The following is a 17,314-nucleotide window of genomic DNA, read 5'->3' on the forward strand; positions in this document are numbered from 1 at the left end:
CCGCGCCCGGGGGGGCCCCGCCCCCCCCCCCCCCGGCCGCGCGCCGCCGCCCCCCCCCCCCCCCCCCCCGCGCCCGTCGGCCGCTCAGTCCTGCGGCCAGGCCTCGGCCAGCATCTTGCGGGTGTCCGCCAGCAGCTGCGGCAGCACCTTGGTGTGGCCCACCACCGGCATGAAGTTGGTGTCCCCGCCCCACCGCGGCACCACGTGCTGGTGCAGGTGCGCGGCGATCCCGGCGCCGGCCGCCCCGCCCTGGTTCATCCCGATGTTGAACCCGTGCGCCCCGGAGGCCGCCCGCAGCGCGGTCATCGCCTGCTTGGTCAGCTTGGCCAGCTCCACCGTCTCCTCGTCGGTCAGCCCGGTGTAGTCGGCCACGTGCCGGTACGGGACCACCATCAGGTGGCCGCCGTTGTACGGGTAGAGGTTGAGCACCGCGAACACGTGCGCGCCGCGGGTGACGATCAGCCCGTCCTCGTCGCTCAGCGAGGGGATCGTGCAGAACGGACACCCGTCGTCGGGGGCGGGCCCGGTGGGCTTGTTCTCACCCTGGATGTACGCCATCCGGTGGGGGGTCCACAGGCGCCGGAAGCCGTCCGGCTCCCCGACGCCCTGCTGCAGTTCCGGCTCACTCGTCATGCTGATCAGCATATTCGGCCCAACGCCCGGGCCGACAGGAACGGGGTGGACTCCTCTTGGAGGAGTCCACCCCGTGACCCCGCGAACGCGGGGCCGATGTCACACCTGAATGCGGCGCTGCACGGCGTCAACGATCTCGCGGACCGCTTCGTCGCGGGCCACGCCGTTCTTCTGCTCACCGTTGCGGTAGCGGAAGCTCACCGCACCGGCCTCGACGTCGTCGTTCCCGGCGATCAGCATGAACGGGATCTTGTTCTTCTGCGCGTTCCGGATCTTCTTCTGCATCCGGTCGTCCGAGGCGTCCACCTCGACCCGCACACCGTGCTTCTTCAGCTCCGCCGCGACCTCCTGGAGGTACGGCACGTGCTCGTCGGTGATCGGGATGCCGACCACCGTCACCGGCGCCAGCCACGGCGGCATCGCACCCGCGTAGTGCTCCAGCAGCACCGCGAAGAAGCGCTCGATCGAGCCGAACAGCGCGCGGTGGATCATCACCGGCCGCTGCCGGTTGCCGTCCGCGCCCTGGAACTCCAGGTCGAACCGGTTGGGCAGCTGGAAGTCCACCTGGATCGTCGACATCTGCCAGGTGCGGCCGATCGCGTCCCGCGCCTGCACCGAGATCTTCGGGCCGTAGAAGGCCGCACCCTCCGGGTCCAGGACCAGCTCGAGGTTCTGCTTCTCGGCCGCCTTGCGCAGCGTCTCGGTGGCCTCCTCCCAGTCCTCGTCCGAGCCGATCGATTTCTCCGGGTCCCGGGTCGAGAGCTCCAGGTAGAAGTCGGTCAGGCCGTAGTCGCGCAGCAGGTCCAGCACGAAGGTGAGCAGCGAGTCCAGCTCGCCGGCCATCTGCTCCTTGGTGCAGTAGATGTGCGCGTCGTCCTGGGTGAAGCCGCGGGCCCGGGTCAGACCGTGCACCACACCCGACTTCTCGTACCGGTAGACCGTGCCGAACTCGAAGAGCCGCAGCGGCAGTTCGCGGTACGACCGACCGCGCGAGCGGTAGATCAGGTTGTGCATCGGGCAGTTCATCGGCTTGAGGTAGTAGTCGTTCTCGCCGTCGAGCTTCATGGGCGGGTACATGCCGTCGGCGTACCAGTCCAGGTGGCCCGAGACCTCGAACAGCGTGCCCTTGGTCGCGTGCGGGGTGTAGACGAACTCGTAGCCCGCCTCCTCGTGCCGCTTGCGCGAGTAGTCCTCCATGGCCCGGCGCATCACGCCGCCCTTGGGGTGGAAGACCGCCAGACCGGAGCCGATCTCCTCGGGGATGGAGAAGAGGTCCAGCTCGGTGCCCAGCTTCCGGTGGTCGCGCTTGGCGGCCTCCTCCAGGAACTCCAGGTGCGCCTTCAGCTCGTCCTTGGTCGGCCAGGCGGTGCCGTAGATGCGCTGCAGCATCGGATTCTTCTCGCTGCCGCGCCAGTAGGCGCCGGCCGAGCGCATGATCTTGAACGCCGGAATCATCCGGGTGCTCGGCAGGTGCGGGCCGCGGCAGAGGTCGCCCCAGCAGGTCTCGCCGGTCTTGGCGTCCAGGTTGTCGTAGATGGTCAGCTCGCCGCCGCCCACCTCGACGTCCGCACCCTCGCCCGCGGTCGCGGCGGAGCCCTTGAGGCCGATCAGCTCCAGCTTGTACGGCTCGCCGGCCAGCTCCTCGCGGGCGGACTCGTCGGTGACCACCCGGCGGGCGAACTTCTGGCCCTTCTTGATGATCTCCTGCATCCGCTTCTCGACGGCCTTGAGGTCATCGGGGTGGAACGGCTTCTCGACGTCGAAGTCGTAGTAGAAGCCGTCCTTGATCGGCGGGCCGATGCCGAGCTTGGCCTCGGGGAAGATCTCCTGCACGGCCTGGGCCATCACGTGCGCGGTGGAGTGCCGCAGGATGTTCAGGCCGTCCGGCTCGCTGATCACCACCGGCTCGACCTCGTCGCCGTCCTGCAGCGGGTAGCTGAGGTCCTTGAGCGCACCGGCGACCCGGGCCGCGATCACGGCGCGGTTGTCGGCGAAGAGCTCGGCGGCCGTGGTGCCCGTGGTCACCACGCGCTCTTCCCGATCGGGTTCGCGGTTGATGATTACCCGGACGTCCGTCACCGGTCTCTCCTGACGTGGTGGATCTGATGGCGCAGCTGGTGCTGCTGCCCCGATGGTACCGATCCGACCCGTCCCACCGTGCACCCTGTCCCACCGCTGTTCCGCCGCCGTTCCCCCGCCGGCCCGCGGCGCGGACGCGCCTGCTCCGGCGGGGTTGAGCCGGTACCAGCCAGGGGTATCACCTGGTCGGAACCGTTCCGTCCGCCGACGCACCGTCAGTTCGCGGCGGCGCGCGGCGGTCCGGGGACCGGGGGTTCCCAGGGGAAGTGAGGGGTGGTCATGACAGAGTTCTCCCGTTGGTACGAGGGTCCGCTCGCCTCCTTCGACACCGAGACCACCGGTGTGGACGTGGAACAGGACCGGATCGTCTCCGCAGCCCTGCTCGTGCAGTCCGCGCCCGGTGCCCCGGTGCTGCGGGAGAGTTGGCTGGCCGATCCGGGCGTGCCGATCCCGGACGGCGCCCGCGCCGTGCACGGCATCACCGACGAGCAGGTGCGGGCGCACGGCCGCCCGCCCGCCGAGGTGACCGACCGGATAGCCACCGCGCTCGCGGCCCAGGCCCGGGCCGGGGTGCCGCTGGTGGTGATGAACGCGCCGTACGACCTGACGCTGCTGGACCGGGAGTTGCGCCGGCACGGCCGGACCACGCTGGCCGCCCACCTGGCCGGCACGCAGCTGCTGGTGGTCGATCCGCGGGTGCTGGACAAGCACGTCGACCGGTACCGCAAGGGCCGCCGCACCCTGACCGACCTGTGCGCGCACTACGGGATCCCGCTGGAGGGCGCGCACGACGCGGGCGCGGACGCCCTGGCGGCACTGCAGTTGGTCCGGGTGCTCGGCGAGCGGCACAGCGCGGCGCTCGGGCTCCCGCCCGCCGAGCTGCACCTGCGCCAGACCGCCTGGCACGCGGCCCAGGCCCGCGGCCTGCAGGCCTGGTTCGACCGGTCCGGCGCCCAGGAGCAGGTGGACCGCTCCTGGCCGCTGCGCCCGGCGGCCTGACCTGACGGCGCCTCGGCGCGGTCGCCCGGCCCAACGCATCGAGCCCCAACTGCCGTGGCAGTTGGGGCTCGATGGTGTCCGGTGGGCGATACTGGGATCGAACCAGTGACCCCTTCGGTGTGAACGAAGTGCTCTCCCGCTGAGCTAATCGCCCGGGCAACGAGAAGAACAATAGCACCTGTTCCGGGGTGCCGTACAACGCGGTTGACCGCCGCCCGCCCGACGCGGCGACAGCACCGGGGCCGGTTGCCGGAGATGACGGCGGCTCAGTTCCGGAACCCGGCCGACACCCGTTCGAAAGCGCCGGAAAAGGCGTAGGACCCCGGTCGATAAAACCGGGGTCCTACGCCTTGCAATGCAATCCGGTGGGCGATACTGGGATCGAACCAGTGACCCCTTCGGTGTGAACGAAGTGCTCTCCCGCTGAGCTAATCGCCCGGCTGCAGGGAAAACATTACCCCATCCGCGGGGGTGCTCCGAACCGCCTCCGCCCGCCCTCCCGACCGACCCCCGCCACCCTCCGCACCGGCCCGACCAGCCCCGCGGCGGCCGCCGTCACGGTGCGTGTCCGTACGACGCTCGTCACGGAGCGTCGCAGCGGCCTCCCGGGGGCCCGCCCGATATCCGCGGCTATCCACTCCGCGCCCAGTGCGCGGAAGCGTTCCGGGGCTTTGGACAATGCGCCGGACGAGCTATACGGATGCCCCGAATCGGGACAGACGGGTTTACATCGCCGCTGGAGGTGGGATGGTCCGTTCGCCGACGTGCGATTCCCCGAGCGCACACTGAGCGAAAGGCCATGGCGCTTATGAACACCACGGTCAGCTGCGAGCTGCACCTGCGCCTCATCGTGTCGAGTGAGTCGTCACTGCCCGTCCCCGCGGGCCTGCGCTACGACACCGCCGACCCCTATGCCGTGCACGCCACCTTCCACACCGGTGCCGACGAGACCGTGGAGTGGGTGTTCGCCCGCGACCTCCTCGCGGAGGGGCTGCACCGACCCACCGGGACGGGCGACGTCCGGGTGTGGCCGTCACGCAGCCACGGACAGGGAGTCGTCTGCATCGCACTCAGCTCTCCCGAGGGCGAGGCCCTGCTGGAGGCCCCGGCCCGGGCGCTTGAGTCCTTCCTCAAGCGCACCGACGCCGCCGTGCCGCCCGGCACCGAACATCGTCACTTCGACCTGGACCGGGAGCTGTCGCACATCCTCGCCGAGAGCTGACGGCCGGGGAGACCCCGCGCCCGATCCGCTCCACCGGTGGCTGTCCTACTCGGGGGCACGGCCACCGACTCGACCGCGCACGCCGACGCCAGCCGTACGTACCGACCCGGTGCGCACCGAGTCAATCGATCAACCCCGGACCCCAGCGGCCCGGGCGGCGCCCGGCGCCCCGTTCTCCCCCGCCCGCCACGGCGGTTCGGAGGGCGGCGGTGCCGGGCGCCTTCGTCGTCGTGCGGGTCCGGGCCGGTATTCTTCGGCGGTGATGTGACCGGCCCCCGGCCTTCGGCCGGGGCGCACCCGAAGCCGACGGGCCCGACGCCCCCGGCGCACGCGAGGAGCTCCCACGTGCTGATCACCCATGACACCGAGTGCGCCCTGGGCGTCCTGGTCGAGCTGTTGAACACGGCTCCGGAGGTGGCCGGCGCCGAGCAGCTGACCGACACCGCCGCGCTCGAGGCCTTCGTGGTGCGCTGCGACGTCAGCGACGTGGACTCCATCGGCGCCGCGGACGTGCCGGCGGTGCAGCGGCTGCGCGGCGAGCTGCGGGAGATCTTCACGGCGCCGTCCACGGAGGCGGCGGCCGGGCTGGTGAACGCGCTGGTCGCGGCGGTCAACGCGACGCCGCGGCTGACCGACCACGACGGGCACGGCTGGCACATGCACTACTTCGCCCCGCACGCGGCGCTGGCGGACCACCTGGCGGCCGAGCTGGGCATGGCGCTGGGCCTGATCCTGATGGCGGGCGAGCGCGACCGGCTGCGCCGCTGCGAGGCCCCCGACTGCGCCCGGGTCTTCGTCGACCTCTCGCGCAACCGCTCCCGCCGCTACTGCGACAGCCGCACCTGCGGGAACCGCATGCACGTCGCCGCCTACCGCGCCCGCCAGCGCTCGGCGGGGGGCACGGTGCCGGCGCCCTCGGACTGGCCGGCGGCGGAGGAGACGGCGGACCTGGCGGTGGGGGCGTAGCCGCCCCCGGGCTCAGATGCCGCGCTTGCGGAGGATCTCCTCGATGTCGGAGAAGTCGCCCAGCTCCTCCGCCGCGCCACGGGCGGGGCGGTTCGGGGCGACGGCCGGGCGGGTGGGGGCGCTCGGGGTGCCGGGCGGCGGCGCCGCCTTCTCCTGGGCGGCGGACTGGGACGTGCGGCCCACGCCCGTGACGGCGAGCAGCAGGGCCGCCAGGCCGAGGAGGCCGATGCCGGTCCAGACGCCGGGGTCGAGCACCAGGCGGGTGGCCCAGTCGCCCAGGGCGCGGCCGATGGTGCTGCCGACCGGGATCAGGCCGGTGAGGTAGAGGCCGGCCGGGACCAGGGCGATGCCGGCCCAGCGGGTGGCGGTGCGCCAGCGGCGGCGCCAGCCGTGCAGGCCGGCGATGGCCAGGCCGGCGGCGGAGAGCAGGTAGCAGAGGGCTCCGGTCAGCACGGCCGGTCCTGCCGGGTGCCTCGGGTGCTGCGGGCCATGGTTCCTCCGGTGCTGGTGCTGGTGCTGGCGTCGGTGCGGGGCCGCTGGTAGTGGAACACTGGGCGCATGATCGAAGGTTCCCTCCCCCTGGTCGAGTTCTGGTGCGAGCTGCAGTGTTCGGACTGCCGCACCGCGCTCGACGACCTCCGCGCCCTGCGGGCCCGCTTCGGTGACGGCCTGGTCGTCACGCTGCGGCATTTTCCCCTGGAGAAGCACAAGTACGCCTACCCGGCCGCCGAGGCCGCCGAGGAGGCGTTCGCCCAGGGCAAGGGCTGGCCGTTCGTGGAGGCGGTGCTGGCCCGGGTCGAGGAGCTGGAGAAGCGCGGCCCCGAACTGCTGCTGCAGGTGGCCGGCGAACTCGGCCTGGACACCGACGAGGTCGAGCTGGCGCTGATCGACGGCCGGCACATGCTGGTGATCGACGCCGACCAGGCCGAGGGCACGGCGATCGGCGTGACCGGCACGCCGACCTACGTGGTGGGCAATCAGCGGCTGGACGGCGGCAAGAGCCAGGACGGGCTGCTGGAGCGGATCACGGGTCTGCTGGAGGGCTAGAGGGCCTTGCCGAACTGCCGGCGGGTGAGGCGGTAGCCGAGCGAGTCGTAGAGCCGACGGGCGGACTCGTTGCCGGTGTAGACGTTGAGTCCGAGGTCGTGCGTCCCGGCGGCCAGGCAGAGGCGTTCGGCGATGAGCATCAGCTCGCGTCCGTAGCCCTGTCCGCGCCGGCCGGGTTCGACCTCGACGTTCATCACCCAGCCGAGCGGGCGGTCGTCGGGCGGCAGCCTGCCGTTCTCGTAGCTGACCCAGACGCTGCCGACCGGCTCGGCCGCGCCGGGGGCGAGCAGCAGGCGCATCGCCATGCCGGGTGTGGCGTGCGCCTGGGGCAGCAGTCGGGCGTCGTCGGCGGCGACCTTGGCGTCGGCCTGCTGCTCGGTCAGGCCGATCCGGAGCAGTTGGCCGCGGTAGGCCACGTTGATCGAGTCCAGCCAGTCGCGGAAGTCGGCCGCTTCGACCGGACGCGTCGTCAGGTCGGTGCGGACGGCGGGCGGTTCGGCGAGCCGCTTGACCAGGTGGTGGCTGGCCTCGGTGTAGCCGAGGGCGAGCGCGAGGGCGTGCGCCGCCGGGGCGTCGGCGGGCACGCCGACCTCGGCCCGGCGGCAGTCCCAGCCGCGCAGCACCTCCTCGGCGGCGAGTGCGGCGACGGTGCCGCGGCCGCGGCGCAGCCCCTCGGTGATCTCCAGGGCCTCGATCCGGCCGATCCCGAGCCGGGCGGAGGTCACCACCCGGCCCACCTCGCGCCCGTTCGCCAGCACCCGCCAGCGGCGAAGCCGGCCGGCGTCGGGCAGCGGCTCTTCGGGTCCGGTGGGGCGCAGGGTGGTGGTCATGGGTCGTCCCTACCCGTCCGACCGCGCGGTTAACGGGGACCGGTCCCGGCTACCGGGGATCCGGGTCGGCCGCGGAGCGGGCGGTGAAGGCGGCCATGGCGCGGGCGGTGACGGGGCCGGGGGCGTCGTCGAGCACCCGCTGGTCGACCCGGCTGACGGCCTGCACGTCGCGCAGGGTGGAGGTGAGGAAGACCTCCTCGGCCCGCTGCAGCACGTCCATCGGGAGGTCGGCCTCCTCGCCGTCGCACCAGTCGAGGACCAGGGCGCGGGTGACGCCGGCCAGGCAGCCGGCGCTGAGCGGCGGGGTGAGCAGCTTGCCGTCGAGCACCACGAAGACGTTGGAACCGGTGCCCTCGCAGAGCCGGCCGAGGGTGTTCGGGAAGAGGGCCTCGGAGGCGCCCTGGCGGTGGGCGTGGGCGAGGGCGATGACGTTCTCGGCGTAGGAGGTGGTCTTCAGGCCGGCGGTGGCGGCACGCTCGTTGCGGGTCCACTCGACGGTGGCGACGGCGGTGGTCTCGGGGCGCGGGGTGGCGGCGCCGAGGGCGATCACCAGGGTGGGCGGGCTGTCCAGGCGGTCGGAGCCGAGCGGGCCGATGCCGCCGGTGTAGGTGATCCGGAGCCGGCCGAGCGGCATCGGGTTGGCGGCGGTGACGGCTTCGCAGCCCTTGCGGACCTGTTCGAGGTCGGGGGCGGGCAGGCCGAGGCCGGTGGCGGAGCGGGTCAGCCGGTCGAGGTGGCGGGTGAGGGCGAAGGGTTCGCCCTGGACGGTCTTCACGGTCTCGAAGACGCCGTCGCCGACGGTGAGCCCGTGGTCGAGCGCGGAGACCTCCGCGCGGTGCTGCTCGACCAGTTCGCCATTGAGCCAGATCATCACGGGTCACTCCTCGGGCGGGCGGTACCGGAGCGGCCGGGCGGGCCTACTCCACGTGCTGGCCAGACGCTATCGCGACCAGCCGGGCGGCCTTGAGTTCGGTTTCGGCCCACTCGCGCTCGGGGTCGGAGTCCCAGGTGATGCCGGCGCCGGTGCCGAAGCGCAGCAGGGGGGCGCCGGGGTCGGCCCGGTCGATCCAGAAGGTGCGGATGCCGACGGCGAGTTCGGCGCGGTCGCGGTCGGCGTCGACCCAGCCGATGGCGCCGCAGTAGGGCTCGCGGGGGGCGGTCTCCAGGGCGTCGATGATCCGCAGGGCGCTGGACTTGGGGGCGCCGGTGACCGAGCCGGGCGGGAAGCTGGCGGCGAGCAGCTCGGGCCAGCCGGCGCCGTCGCGCAGCCGGCCCTCGACGGTGGAGACCAGGTGGACCAGGCCGGGGTGCTTCTCGACCACGCAGAGGTCGGGCACGGTGATGCTGCCGGTGGCGCAGGCGCGGCCGAGGTCGTTGCGGACCAGGTCGACGATCATCACGTTCTCGGCGTGGTCCTTCTCCAGCAGGTCGTGCTCGGTGCGGCCGGTGCCCTTGATCGGGCCGGAGGAGACGGTGCGGCCGTCGCGGTGCAGGTAGAGCTCGGGGGAGGCGGTGGCGATCTCGATGCCGTGCTCGGGCAGGCGGATCGTTCCCGCGTAGGGGGCGGGGTTGCCGAGGGCGAGCAGGGCGGTGAGGGCGTCGATGTCGCTGCGGGCGGGGTCGGGGTCGGGCAGCGGCGCGGTGAGGACCCGGCAGAGGTTGGCCTGGTAGACCTCGCCGGCCGCGATGTGGGTGCGGATCCGGCTGACGGCGGCGGTGTAGGCGGCGCGGTCGAGGGAGGTGTGCCAGTGGTCGGGGCGGGGTCCGTGCCAGCGGTCGGCGGCGGGCGCCGGCGCGGGGTCGGGGCGGACCTCGGCGAACCGGGCGCAGGTGAGGCGGCCCTCGAAGTCGTACGCCACGGCCCACCAGCCCTCGCCGTCCAGCGCCGCCGGGTCGTGGCTGACCTCCAGCAGCCCGGTGGCGATCCGCCCGCCGAAGCGGGCCATCGGCTGGTCGGGGGGTACCGGGAGGCTGGCGGTGCGCACGGTGCTCCTGGGGGCGGTTCGTGAGGGTGGGGGTGGTTCGAGTCTAGGGCGGGTCTTCCAGGTCACGCCGGATGGTGGGCGTTGTTGGGGTGCGTGCATCGGCGGCGCCGAGGAGGGAGCCTGATGCGGAGCATCGGCGACCGACGAGAAGCCGTCGAGGTGCGTGCCCCGGCGGCGACCGCCCGGCGTGACCTGGAAGACCCGCCCGCGGCCGCTGACCTGGGGCGGGCGGGGTGGGCGGGCGGCACGCTGCGGGAACGGAATTTGAGCTGGCCGAGGTTTCCGCTAAAGTTCAACACGTCGCCGGGAAACGGAGTCGCTGGAAAGCGGTGAGGCTCCTGGAAGACAGGCGGACGTGGCTCAGTTGGTAGAGCATCACCTTGCCAAGGTGAGGGTCGCGAGTTCGAATCTCGTCGTCCGCTCGGTGGAGAACAGCAAGATCGTTCTTACTGATAGGGTTCAGCTGCGGTCCGGCTGGACCGAGTTGCCTGGTGGAGTGGCCGAGAGGCGAGGCAACGGCCTGCAAAGCCGTGTACACGGGTTCAAATCCCGTCTCCACCTCCATGGATCCCCGGCTCGGCCGGGGATCTGCCCGCGCGATTAGCTCAGCGGGAGAGCACTACCTTGACACGGTAGGGGTCACTGGTTCAATCCCAGTATCGCGCACGGCCGTCCGGTCCCTCGATCGGCGCGGCGAGCAGGACGCAGGACATACCCGCGCGATTAGCTCAGCGGGAGAGCACTACCTTGACACGGTAGGGGTCACTGGTTCAATCCCAGTATCGCGCACCAGAGGAAGCCGGATCCGCCCAGCGGGTCCGGCTTCCGGCGTTCCCGGCCCGGCCGCGGCGGCGGACGCACGAGTGCCGTGGACGGGCGCCCTCACCGACGCCCGTCCACGGCACTCGCCGTTCGCCGGTGCCCGGGTACGCGCTTGCCGCCCGTCCGCGTGTCCCCGCGCGGGGCCCTGCACCGGCCCGGCGCCCGTCCCTGTCCCCTGGGTTGTGGGCGCCTGCTTCACCGTCAACGGTAGGCGGCGGGGGTGGGGCGGGTCGTCATGCCCGGGTGCCGTCTTCGGGGCGTCCGCGAGGATGAGGGAGGGACCGGTCGCCTACGTCTCAGGGCGGATGGCCGGGTGGCGGGAGCCCGGAGGAACCCTGAGGGGCGGTCTCGGGGTCGGGCGGGGCGAGCGGCAGGGTAGCCCCGGGAACGGGTCGGACAATCCCATTGGCGGTTCGCGTGTTGCGTATCAGCACACCGCAGCCGACGTTCCGTAAGCTGTGCCCGACAGGAACTGACGATGCCCCAGCACCCGGGGCCTTTCTCACGGGTTGCCCACCTGACGGGCCGACGGGACAGAGACCATGGGGATGATGCGGCTGAGGCGTGAGGACCCCCGCATCGTCGGCCCGTACCGCCTGCACCGGCGACTGGGAGCCGGCGGGATGGGTGTGGTCTACCTCGGGTCGGACCGCAAGGGCCAGCGCGTGGCGCTGAAGCTGATCCGGGCCGAGCTGGCCGAGGACTCGGAGTTCCGCACCCGGTTCGCCCGCGAGGTGGCCGCCGCCTCCCGGATCCGGGCGGGCGCGACGGCCCGGGTGGTCGGCTCCGACATCGAGGCCGACCGGCCCTGGCTGGCCACCGCCTACGTGCCGGGCCCCTCGCTCTACAAGCGGGTCGGCGACGAGGGCCCGCTGGCCTGGCCGGAGGTGGCCCGGATCGGCGCGGCGCTGGCCGACGGGCTGGTGAAGGTGCACGAGGCCGGGGTGGTGCACCGGGACCTGAAGCCGTCCAACATCCTGCTCTCCCCCAAGGGCCCGCGGATCATCGACTTCGGGATCGCCTGGTCGCGCGGGGCGAGCACGCTGACCCACGTGGGCACGGCCGTCGGCTCCCCCGGCTTCCTGGCCCCCGAGCAGGTGCGCGGGGCGGCCGTGACGCCGGCCACCGACGTCTTCGCCTTCGGCGCGACGCTGGCGTACGCGCTGACCGGTGACACCCCGTTCGGTTCGGGGGCCTCCTCCGAGGTGATGCTCTACCGGGTGGTGCACGAGGAGCCGGACCTCTCCGAGGTGCCGCCGGCGCTGGCGCCGCTGATCGGGGCCTGCCTGGCCAAGGAGCCGCTGGACCGGCCCGGCGCGGCGCACCTGCACGAGCGGCTGAGCGAGCTGGCCGCGCGGGCGGCCGGCGGCGGGCGCCGTGCCGCCGCCGCGCCGGCTGCCACGGTCGCGCCGGCGCCGCCGCGGGCGCGGGAGGCGGCGGCACCGGTGTCGCCCGCCGAGCGGGCGGCCCGGGAGGCGGCGCGGGCGGAGCAGGTGGCGCGCGAGTCGGAGGAGGCGCGGGCGCTGGGGCGGCCGCGGTTCGCCCGCTCGCAGCCGCAGCCGCACTCGCAGGGCGGCGGGCAGACGGCGGCCGCGGTGCGGTCGGCGGGGGCCGCGCGGCCGCCGCGGCCGGCGGGCGGCGAGGCGACGGCGCCGATGGCACGGCCGGCCGCGGCCCGGGATCGGCAGCAGACCCCGCCGCCGGTCTGGAACGGCGGCGGCCGGGGTCCGGCGGCGCGCCGGCGGCTGCTGCGGCAGCGGCTGGTGGTCTTCATCACGGTGACCGTGGGCGTGGCGCTGGCGATCGCGGCGGCGCAGGGGTGTGAGAACCGGCACTCGCAGGGGATGCCGCCGCCGGCGCCGCAGAGCCCCTCGACGATCGCCTCCGCCGTGGCCTCCGGTCCGGCGATCGGGCTCTCCGCGGACGGCGCCCAGGCCCAGGCGGCCCCGGCGGCGCACACCGGCGGCGCGCCGCTGCCGGCCGGCTTCGGCCCGGCGGGCGGGCCGGTGCCGCAGGTGGACTGGCCGGACCGCAGCTACCCGGATCCGGCGGGCGGCCCGGCGATCCAGTTGCAGAACGGGCACTCCTCGGGCCAGCCGCCGGTGGGCCTGACGGCGGTCATGCCGGCCCGCTACCGGGGTGCCCAGGCGCAGGTGGTGGTGCTGCGGCGGACCGAGGGTTCGGTGCCGGTGGACCTGGTGGAGCTGTTCACCTTCACCGGCGACGCACCCGCGCTGGCGACGGCCCGGACCTCGGCGGCCGACCCGTCGGCGACGGCGACCTGGCGGCTCGACGAGGGCGCGCTGATCCGCGAGGAGCGGGTGCCCCAGACGGGGGCGGTCTCGACCACGCGGTACGCGGTGCGGTCTGACGGGTCGTTGGAGGAGTCCTGGCCGGGCGCGGGGGTCGCGGGCGGCACGGGGGCGGGGACGCCGTAGGCGGCGCCCCCGGCGCTCACGCGTAGTCGGCGAAGCCCTGGTCCAGGTAGCCCCGCGCGCCGCCCTGGTAGTGCGTCGCCGGGTCGCTGGGCGTCAGGGCGAGGCCCAGGGCGAGGCGGGTGACCAGGTCCGGGTTGGCGATGAAGTGGGTGGCGTAGGAGACCGCGTCGGCGAGGCCGGACTCGATGACGGCGTTGCCCGTCTCGCCGTCGAAGCCGAGGTTGGCGATCAGCGGGCCCTCGAAGCGCTCCCGGTAGCGTGCGAAGGCCGAGAAGTCGGGTGCGTCGACTTCCGGTCCGCGGACGTGGAGGTAGGCCAGCGGGTGGCCGTTGAGCACCGTGGCGAGTTCCGCGCAGTCCTCGGCGAGCCGCTCGGCGGCGTCCGGGTCGGTGCCCGCGGCCAGCCAGGGGCCGATCCGCACGCCGGTCCGGCGCTCGCCGGGCCAGGCGCCGGCGACCGCCGCGATGACCTCCAGCAGGAGTCGGCGGCGGCTGGCGCGGTCGCCGCCGTAGCCGTCGGTGCGGCGGTTGAGCCAGGGGTCGAGGAACTGGCCGAGCAGCGAGAAGCCGAGCGCGGGCAGCTCGACGCCGTCGAAGCCGGCGGCGCGGGCGTTCAGCGCGGCGGTGCGGTAGGCGTCGATGGTACGGCCGAGGTCGGCGGGGGTCATCGGCCGCGGCACGGGGGCGGGCTTGGGGCCGGTGGGGGTGAACACCTGCTGGTCGGGCGCGACCGCCGAGGCGCCGAGCGGCAGCTCGCCGCCGTGGTGGTCGGGGTGCGAGACGGCGCCGGCGTGCCAGAGCTGCAGCAGGATCCGGCCGCCGTGGGCGTGCACCAGGGTGGTGACCCGGCGCCAGCCGTCGAGCTGGGCTGCGCTCCAGCAGCCGGGGACGTGGACGTAGCCGATCGCCTCCTCGCTGATCCAGGTCCCCTCGGTGACGACCAGCCCGGCCCCGGCCCGCTGCGCGTAGTAGGCGGCATGGCGCTCGGTGGGTGCGAGCTCGGGGTTGTCGGCGCGGCACCTGGTGGTGGGGGCGAGCATGATGCGGTTGCTCAGGGCGAGGTCGCCGAAGACGGCGGGCCGCAGCAGCGGGAGCTGGGCGAGGTCGGTGGCGGTGGTGGTCATGGTGCTGCTCCTGGCTCGACGGGCGGCGCGGGCGGGTTCGCGGCGCGCTGCTCTGGAGACGGGAGGGCGGGGGCGGAGGTGACCGGGGGCGGCGAGAGGGCCGATGACTTCCGGGGCCGGCGGGCCACCGCTCGGGCCCCCAGCACGGCACCCGTCGGCGGTCACCTTTTTCGCCGGGTGGTCGTCTACCTGGTGACGGCGTCGATCGGGAGAGGTGGCCGCGGTGGCTGGTGCCGATGTGTGGGTGGCGGAGTTCGAGGCGGAGCGGGGCCGGTTGCGGCGGTTGGCGTACGGGATGCTCGGGTCGGTGGCCGAGGCGGAGGACGCCGTGCAGGATGCCTGGCTGCGGTTGGAGCGCGCCGAGGCGGCGCAGGTGCGGAATCTGACGGCCTGGCTGCACACCGTGGTGTCGCGGCTCTGCCTGGACCGCCTGCGGGCGCGGAAGGCGCACGCCGAGGAGCCGGTGGGGCTGGCGGTGGCGGCGCTGGACGGCGAGCCGGGGCCGGAGCAGGAGGTGGAGCTGCTGGACTCGGTGGGCCGGGCGCTGCTGGTGGTGCTGGACCGGCTGGGGCCCGCCGAGAGGGTGGCGTTCGTGCTGCACGACCTGTTCGCGCTGCCCTTCGAGCAGATCGCGCCGATCGTGGACCGCTCCCCCGTGGCCGCGAAGAAGCTGGCCAGCCGGGCCCGGCAGCGGGTGCGGGGCAATCCGGTGGTGCCGCCGGCCGAGGTCGCGGAGCAGCGGCGGGTGGTGGAGGCGTTCCTGGCGGCGGCGCGCGGCGGTCGGCTGGACGCGCTGCTGGAGCTGCTGGCGCCGGACGTGGTGCGCCGGGCGGAGCCGGCGGTGCTGCCGGCCGGTGCGCCGGTGGTGCTGCGCGGTGCCGAGGCGGTCGCCCGGGCGACGGCGGTGCTGGGGCGGAGGGGCGGGTTCGCGGCGGCGGCGCTGGTGGACGGCCGGGTGGGCGTGGTGGTCGCGCCGCACGGGCGGCTGCTGCTGGTGCTGCTGGTCTCGGTGGCCGGCGGGCGGGTGACCGGCTACGAGGTGGTCGCCGACCCGGCCCGGATCGCCGCCCTCGAGCTGGCCGCACTCTGCTGAACGCTCAGCCCGCGTTGACGGTGTAGAAGGCGACGGCCGCCGCCGCGCCCACGTTGAGCGAGTCGATGCCGTGCGCCATCGGGATCCGCACCAGCGTGTCGGCGGCGGCCAGGGCGCCGCGGGTCAGGCCGTCGCCCTCGGCGCCGAGCATCAGCGCGGCCTTGGGGAGCAGCTGCGGGGTGGCCTCGGCGAGGGTGACGGAGCCTTCGGCGGGGGTGAGCGCGAGCAGCCGGAAGCCGGCCTCGCGCAGCACGGCGAGCCCGCCGGGCCACGGGTCGAGCCGGGCGTACGGCACCGAGAAGACCGCGCCCATCGAGGTCTTGACGGCCCGCCGGTAGAGCGGGTCGGCGCAGTCCGGGGAGAGCAGCACGGCGTCCATGCCGAGGGCGGCCGCGCTGCGGAAGATGGCGCCGAGGTTGGTGTGGTCGACCAGCCCTTCGAGCACCGCGACCCGGCGGGCGCCGGCCAGCAGGCCGGCGGCGGCGGGCAGCGGCTTGCGGGCCATCGAGGCGAGCGCGCCGCGGTGCACGTGGTAGCCGGTGACCTGTTCGGCCAGTCCGGGTTCGACCACGTGCACCGGGGCGTCGGCCTCGTCGATCACGTCGGCCATCACGTCCAGCCACTTGGGGGTGAGCAGCATCGACCGCATCCCGTAGCCGGCCGCCAGGGCCCGCCGGATGACCTTCTCGCCCTCGGCGATGAAGAGTCCTTCGGCGGGTTCGCGGCGGCGGCGCAGTTCGACGTCGGTCAGGCCGGTGTAGTCGGCGAGCCGGGGGTCGGCGGGGTCGGTGACGGTGCTGGGCTGGGACATGGCGGGGCTTCCTGGCAGGGGTCAGCTGTGGTCGAGGACGTGCACGACCTCGCCGATGACGATCACGGCGGGCGGGCGGACGCCCTCGGCGGCGACGGTGTCGGCGACGGTGGCCAGGGTGGCGTCGATCCGGCGCTGGCCGGCGGTGGTGCCCTCCTGGACCACGGCGACGGGCGTGTCGCCGGCGCGTCCGGCGGCGACCAGCCGGGCGGCGATGGCGCCGATCCGCTCGACCGCCATCAGCAGCACCAGGGTGCCGCCGAGCTGGGCGGCGGCCTCCCAGTTGACCAGCGAGCGCGGGTCCTCGGGGGCGACGTGCCCGGAGATCACGGTGAACTCCTGGGTGAGCCCGCGGTGGGTGACCGGGATGCCGACGGCGGCGGGCACGCTGATCGAGCTGGAGATGCCGGGCACCACGGTGACCGGGATGCCCGCCTCGGCGCAGGCCAGCAGCTCCTCGCCGCCGCGGCCGAAGACGTAGGGGTCGCCGCCCTTGAGCCGGACCACGAACTTGCCGGCCTTGGCGTGCTCCAGCAGCGCCTCGTTGATCGCCTGCTGGGCCATCTGCCGCCCGTAGGGGATCTTCGAGGCGTCGATCACCTCGACGTGCGGCGGCAGTTCGGCGAGCAGTTCGCGCGGGGCGAGCCGGTCGGCGACCACCACGTCGGCGTCGGCGAGCAGCCGGCGGCCGCGGACGGTGATCAGGTCGGGGTCGCCGGGGCCGCCGCCGACCAGCGCCACCCCGGCGGCCCGGGTGCGGTACTGGCGGGCGCTCAGGCTGCCGTCCCGCAGGCCCTCGACGATGGCGTTGCGCAGCGCGGCCGAGTGCCGGGGGTCGCCGGTGAGCACGGCGACGGTGGTGCCGGCGTCGTCGTGGCCGCTGGCGGGGGTCCAGGCGGTGGCCGCGGCGGCGTCGTCACTGCGGGAGCAGAAGATCCGGGCCTGCTCGGCGGCGGCGCTGACCGCCTCGTTGACGGCCGGGTCGGAGCTGGCGACCAGCGCGTACCAGGCGCCGTCGAGGTCCCCGGCGGCGTAGCCGCGCCGGTGCCAGGTGATCTCGCCCGCGTCGGCCATGGCCTGCACCGCGGGGGTGGTTTCCGGCGAGACCAGCTGGACGTCGGCGCCGGCGGCTATCAGGGCGGGCAGCCGGCGCTGGGCCACCTGGCCGCCGCCGACCACCAGCACCCGGCGGCCGGCCAGCAGCAGTCCGACGGGGTAGGGGGTCTGGCCTGACGTGCTCGGGTGGACGTTGGGCGCGTTCATCGC

The 17,314-nt window shown here is 74.1% G+C and carries 14 protein-coding genes, 6 tRNA genes and 1 pseudogene; 10 read left to right on the forward strand and 11 right to left on the reverse strand.

The genetic code is table 11. The features are described 5' to 3' along the window. Positions 1–84 precede the first annotated feature (84 nt). Both ACFYNO_RS20860 and thrS read right to left on the reverse strand, forming a co-directional pair. On the reverse strand, positions 85–645 hold the full coding sequence (locus ACFYNO_RS20860) for an HIT family protein (RefSeq protein ID WP_388014171.1): 561 nt from the start codon (positions 643–645) through the stop codon (positions 85–87). Positions 646–732: 87 nt separating this feature from the next. Then, the gene (gene thrS / locus ACFYNO_RS20865; protein ID WP_388014174.1) at positions 733–2,712 is read right to left on the reverse strand and encodes a threonine--tRNA ligase; all 1,980 of its coding nucleotides are present in this window, start codon (positions 2,710–2,712) and stop codon (positions 733–735) included. A gap of 279 nt (positions 2,713–2,991) precedes the next feature. Between thrS and ACFYNO_RS20870 the strand changes: the two genes are divergently transcribed. After that, positions 2,992–3,711, forward strand: a complete 720-nt coding sequence (locus ACFYNO_RS20870) for an exonuclease domain-containing protein (RefSeq protein WP_388014177.1) — start codon at positions 2,992–2,994, stop codon at positions 3,709–3,711. A gap of 82 nt (positions 3,712–3,793) precedes the next feature. On the opposite strand, the gene ACFYNO_RS20875 is transcribed toward ACFYNO_RS20870, so the two are convergent. After that, a tRNA-Val gene (locus ACFYNO_RS20875) sits at positions 3,794–3,865 on the reverse strand. Between the two features lie 212 nt (positions 3,866–4,077). Then, positions 4,078–4,149: transfer RNA gene (locus ACFYNO_RS20880), tRNA-Val, on the reverse strand. A gap of 370 nt (positions 4,150–4,519) precedes the next feature. On the opposite strand from ACFYNO_RS20880, the gene ACFYNO_RS20885 reads away from it, so the two are divergent. Both ACFYNO_RS20885 and ACFYNO_RS20890 read left to right on the forward strand, forming a co-directional pair. Continuing rightward, positions 4,520–4,933 carry an SsgA family sporulation/cell division regulator gene (locus tag ACFYNO_RS20885; RefSeq protein WP_030056266.1) on the forward strand — a complete coding sequence of 138 codons (414 nt, stop codon included), beginning with the start codon at positions 4,520–4,522 and terminating at the stop codon, positions 4,931–4,933. A 345-nt stretch (positions 4,934–5,278) separates the two neighbouring features. Continuing rightward, positions 5,279–5,899, forward strand: a complete 621-nt coding sequence (locus ACFYNO_RS20890) for a CGNR zinc finger domain-containing protein (protein ID WP_388014180.1) — start codon at positions 5,279–5,281, stop codon at positions 5,897–5,899. A 12-nt stretch (positions 5,900–5,911) separates the two neighbouring features. Here ACFYNO_RS20890 and ACFYNO_RS20895 read toward each other — a convergent pair whose 3' ends face one another. Beyond that, positions 5,912–6,352: a hypothetical protein gene (locus ACFYNO_RS20895; protein ID WP_388014183.1), complete on the reverse strand. Its 441-nt coding sequence runs from the start codon at positions 6,350–6,352 to the stop codon at positions 5,912–5,914. Between the two features lie 105 nt (positions 6,353–6,457). Here ACFYNO_RS20895 and ACFYNO_RS20900 point away from each other — a divergent pair, with 105 nt between their 5' ends. Then, positions 6,458–6,946, forward strand: coding sequence for a DsbA family protein (locus tag ACFYNO_RS20900; protein WP_388014186.1), 489 nt, complete (start codon positions 6,458–6,460; stop codon positions 6,944–6,946). Here the strand turns inward: ACFYNO_RS20900 and ACFYNO_RS20905 are convergent. From ACFYNO_RS20905 to ACFYNO_RS20915, 3 genes are read right to left on the reverse strand one after another with little or no spacing between them, the layout of a single operon-like run. Further along, positions 6,943–7,776, reverse strand: coding sequence for a GNAT family N-acetyltransferase (locus ACFYNO_RS20905; protein WP_388014189.1), 834 nt, complete (start codon positions 7,774–7,776; stop codon positions 6,943–6,945). The genes ACFYNO_RS20900 and ACFYNO_RS20905 overlap by 4 nt on opposite strands. A gap of 49 nt (positions 7,777–7,825) precedes the next feature. Then, entirely contained in the window at positions 7,826–8,650 is an 825-nt protein-coding gene (locus ACFYNO_RS20910; RefSeq protein WP_388014192.1) for an aminotransferase class IV, read from the reverse strand. Positions 8,651–8,693: 43 nt separating this feature from the next. Beyond that, a complete protein-coding gene (locus ACFYNO_RS20915) occupies positions 8,694–9,722 on the reverse strand; it encodes a chorismate-binding protein (protein ID WP_388014675.1) in 1,029 nt (342 codons plus the stop codon). A 388-nt stretch (positions 9,723–10,110) separates the two neighbouring features. Here ACFYNO_RS20915 and ACFYNO_RS20920 point away from each other — a divergent pair. The 5 genes and pseudogenes from ACFYNO_RS20920 to ACFYNO_RS20940 form a co-directional block, all read left to right on the forward strand. Then, a tRNA-Gly gene (locus ACFYNO_RS20920) sits at positions 10,111–10,183 on the forward strand. Positions 10,184–10,251: 68 nt separating this feature from the next. After that, positions 10,252–10,325: transfer RNA gene (locus ACFYNO_RS20925), tRNA-Cys, on the forward strand. 30 nt (positions 10,326–10,355) lie between these two features. Continuing rightward, positions 10,356–10,427, forward strand: a tRNA-Val gene (locus tag ACFYNO_RS20930). A gap of 51 nt (positions 10,428–10,478) precedes the next feature. After that, positions 10,479–10,553 (forward strand) — tRNA-Val (locus ACFYNO_RS20935). 572 nt (positions 10,554–11,125) lie between these two features. Continuing rightward, positions 11,126–12,409, forward strand: a pseudogene (locus ACFYNO_RS20940) (serine/threonine-protein kinase); the annotation flags it as partial. A gap of 628 nt (positions 12,410–13,037) precedes the next feature. Here ACFYNO_RS20940 and ACFYNO_RS20945 read toward each other — a convergent pair. Next, on the reverse strand, positions 13,038–14,144 hold the full coding sequence (locus ACFYNO_RS20945; protein WP_388014195.1) for an alkene reductase: 1,107 nt from the start codon (positions 14,142–14,144) through the stop codon (positions 13,038–13,040). Between the two features lie 223 nt (positions 14,145–14,367). Here ACFYNO_RS20945 and ACFYNO_RS20950 point away from each other — a divergent pair, with 223 nt between their 5' ends. Continuing rightward, a complete protein-coding gene (locus tag ACFYNO_RS20950) occupies positions 14,368–15,237 on the forward strand; it encodes a sigma-70 family RNA polymerase sigma factor (protein ID WP_388014198.1) in 870 nt (289 codons plus the stop codon). Between the two features lie 4 nt (positions 15,238–15,241). On the opposite strand, the gene ACFYNO_RS20955 is transcribed toward ACFYNO_RS20950, so the two are convergent. Continuing rightward, the gene (locus ACFYNO_RS20955; protein ID WP_388014201.1) at positions 15,242–16,048 is read right to left on the reverse strand and encodes a TrmH family RNA methyltransferase; all 807 of its coding nucleotides are present in this window, start codon (positions 16,046–16,048) and stop codon (positions 15,242–15,244) included. 21 nt (positions 16,049–16,069) lie between these two features. Then, positions 16,070–17,311, reverse strand: a complete 1,242-nt coding sequence (gene cobA / locus ACFYNO_RS20960; RefSeq protein ID WP_388014204.1) for a uroporphyrinogen-III C-methyltransferase — start codon at positions 17,309–17,311, stop codon at positions 16,070–16,072. Positions 17,312–17,314 lie beyond the last annotated feature (3 nt).

The sequence above is a fragment of the Kitasatospora sp. NPDC006697 genome, from assembly GCF_042869935.1.
Taxonomy (GTDB): domain Bacteria; phylum Actinomycetota; class Actinomycetes; order Streptomycetales; family Streptomycetaceae; genus Kitasatospora.

Bases quoted from the DNA above. Each gene is read 5' to 3' on its own strand.
- ACFYNO_RS20860 (WP_388014171.1), bottom strand. From the start codon at position 645: ATGCTGATCAGCATGACGAGTGAGCCGGAACTGCAGCAGGGCGTCGGG.
- ACFYNO_RS20870 (WP_388014177.1), top strand. From the start codon at position 2,992: ATGACAGAGTTCTCCCGTTGGTACGAGGGTCCGCTCGCCTCCTTCGAC.
- ACFYNO_RS20885 (WP_030056266.1), top strand. From the start codon at position 4,520: ATGAACACCACGGTCAGCTGCGAGCTGCACCTGCGCCTCATCGTGTCG.
- ACFYNO_RS20900 (WP_388014186.1), top strand. From the start codon at position 6,458: ATGATCGAAGGTTCCCTCCCCCTGGTCGAGTTCTGGTGCGAGCTGCAG.
- ACFYNO_RS20905 (WP_388014189.1), bottom strand. From the start codon at position 7,776: ATGACCACCACCCTGCGCCCCACCGGACCCGAAGAGCCGCTGCCCGAC.
- ACFYNO_RS20915 (WP_388014675.1), bottom strand. From the start codon at position 9,722: ATGGCCCGCTTCGGCGGGCGGATCGCCACCGGGCTGCTGGAGGTCAGC.
- ACFYNO_RS20945 (WP_388014195.1), bottom strand. From the start codon at position 14,144: ATGACCACCACCGCCACCGACCTCGCCCAGCTCCCGCTGCTGCGGCCC.
- ACFYNO_RS20955 (WP_388014201.1), bottom strand. From the start codon at position 16,048: ATGTCCCAGCCCAGCACCGTCACCGACCCCGCCGACCCCCGGCTCGCC.
- cobA (WP_388014204.1), bottom strand. From the start codon at position 17,311: ATGAACGCGCCCAACGTCCACCCGAGCACGTCAGGCCAGACCCCCTAC.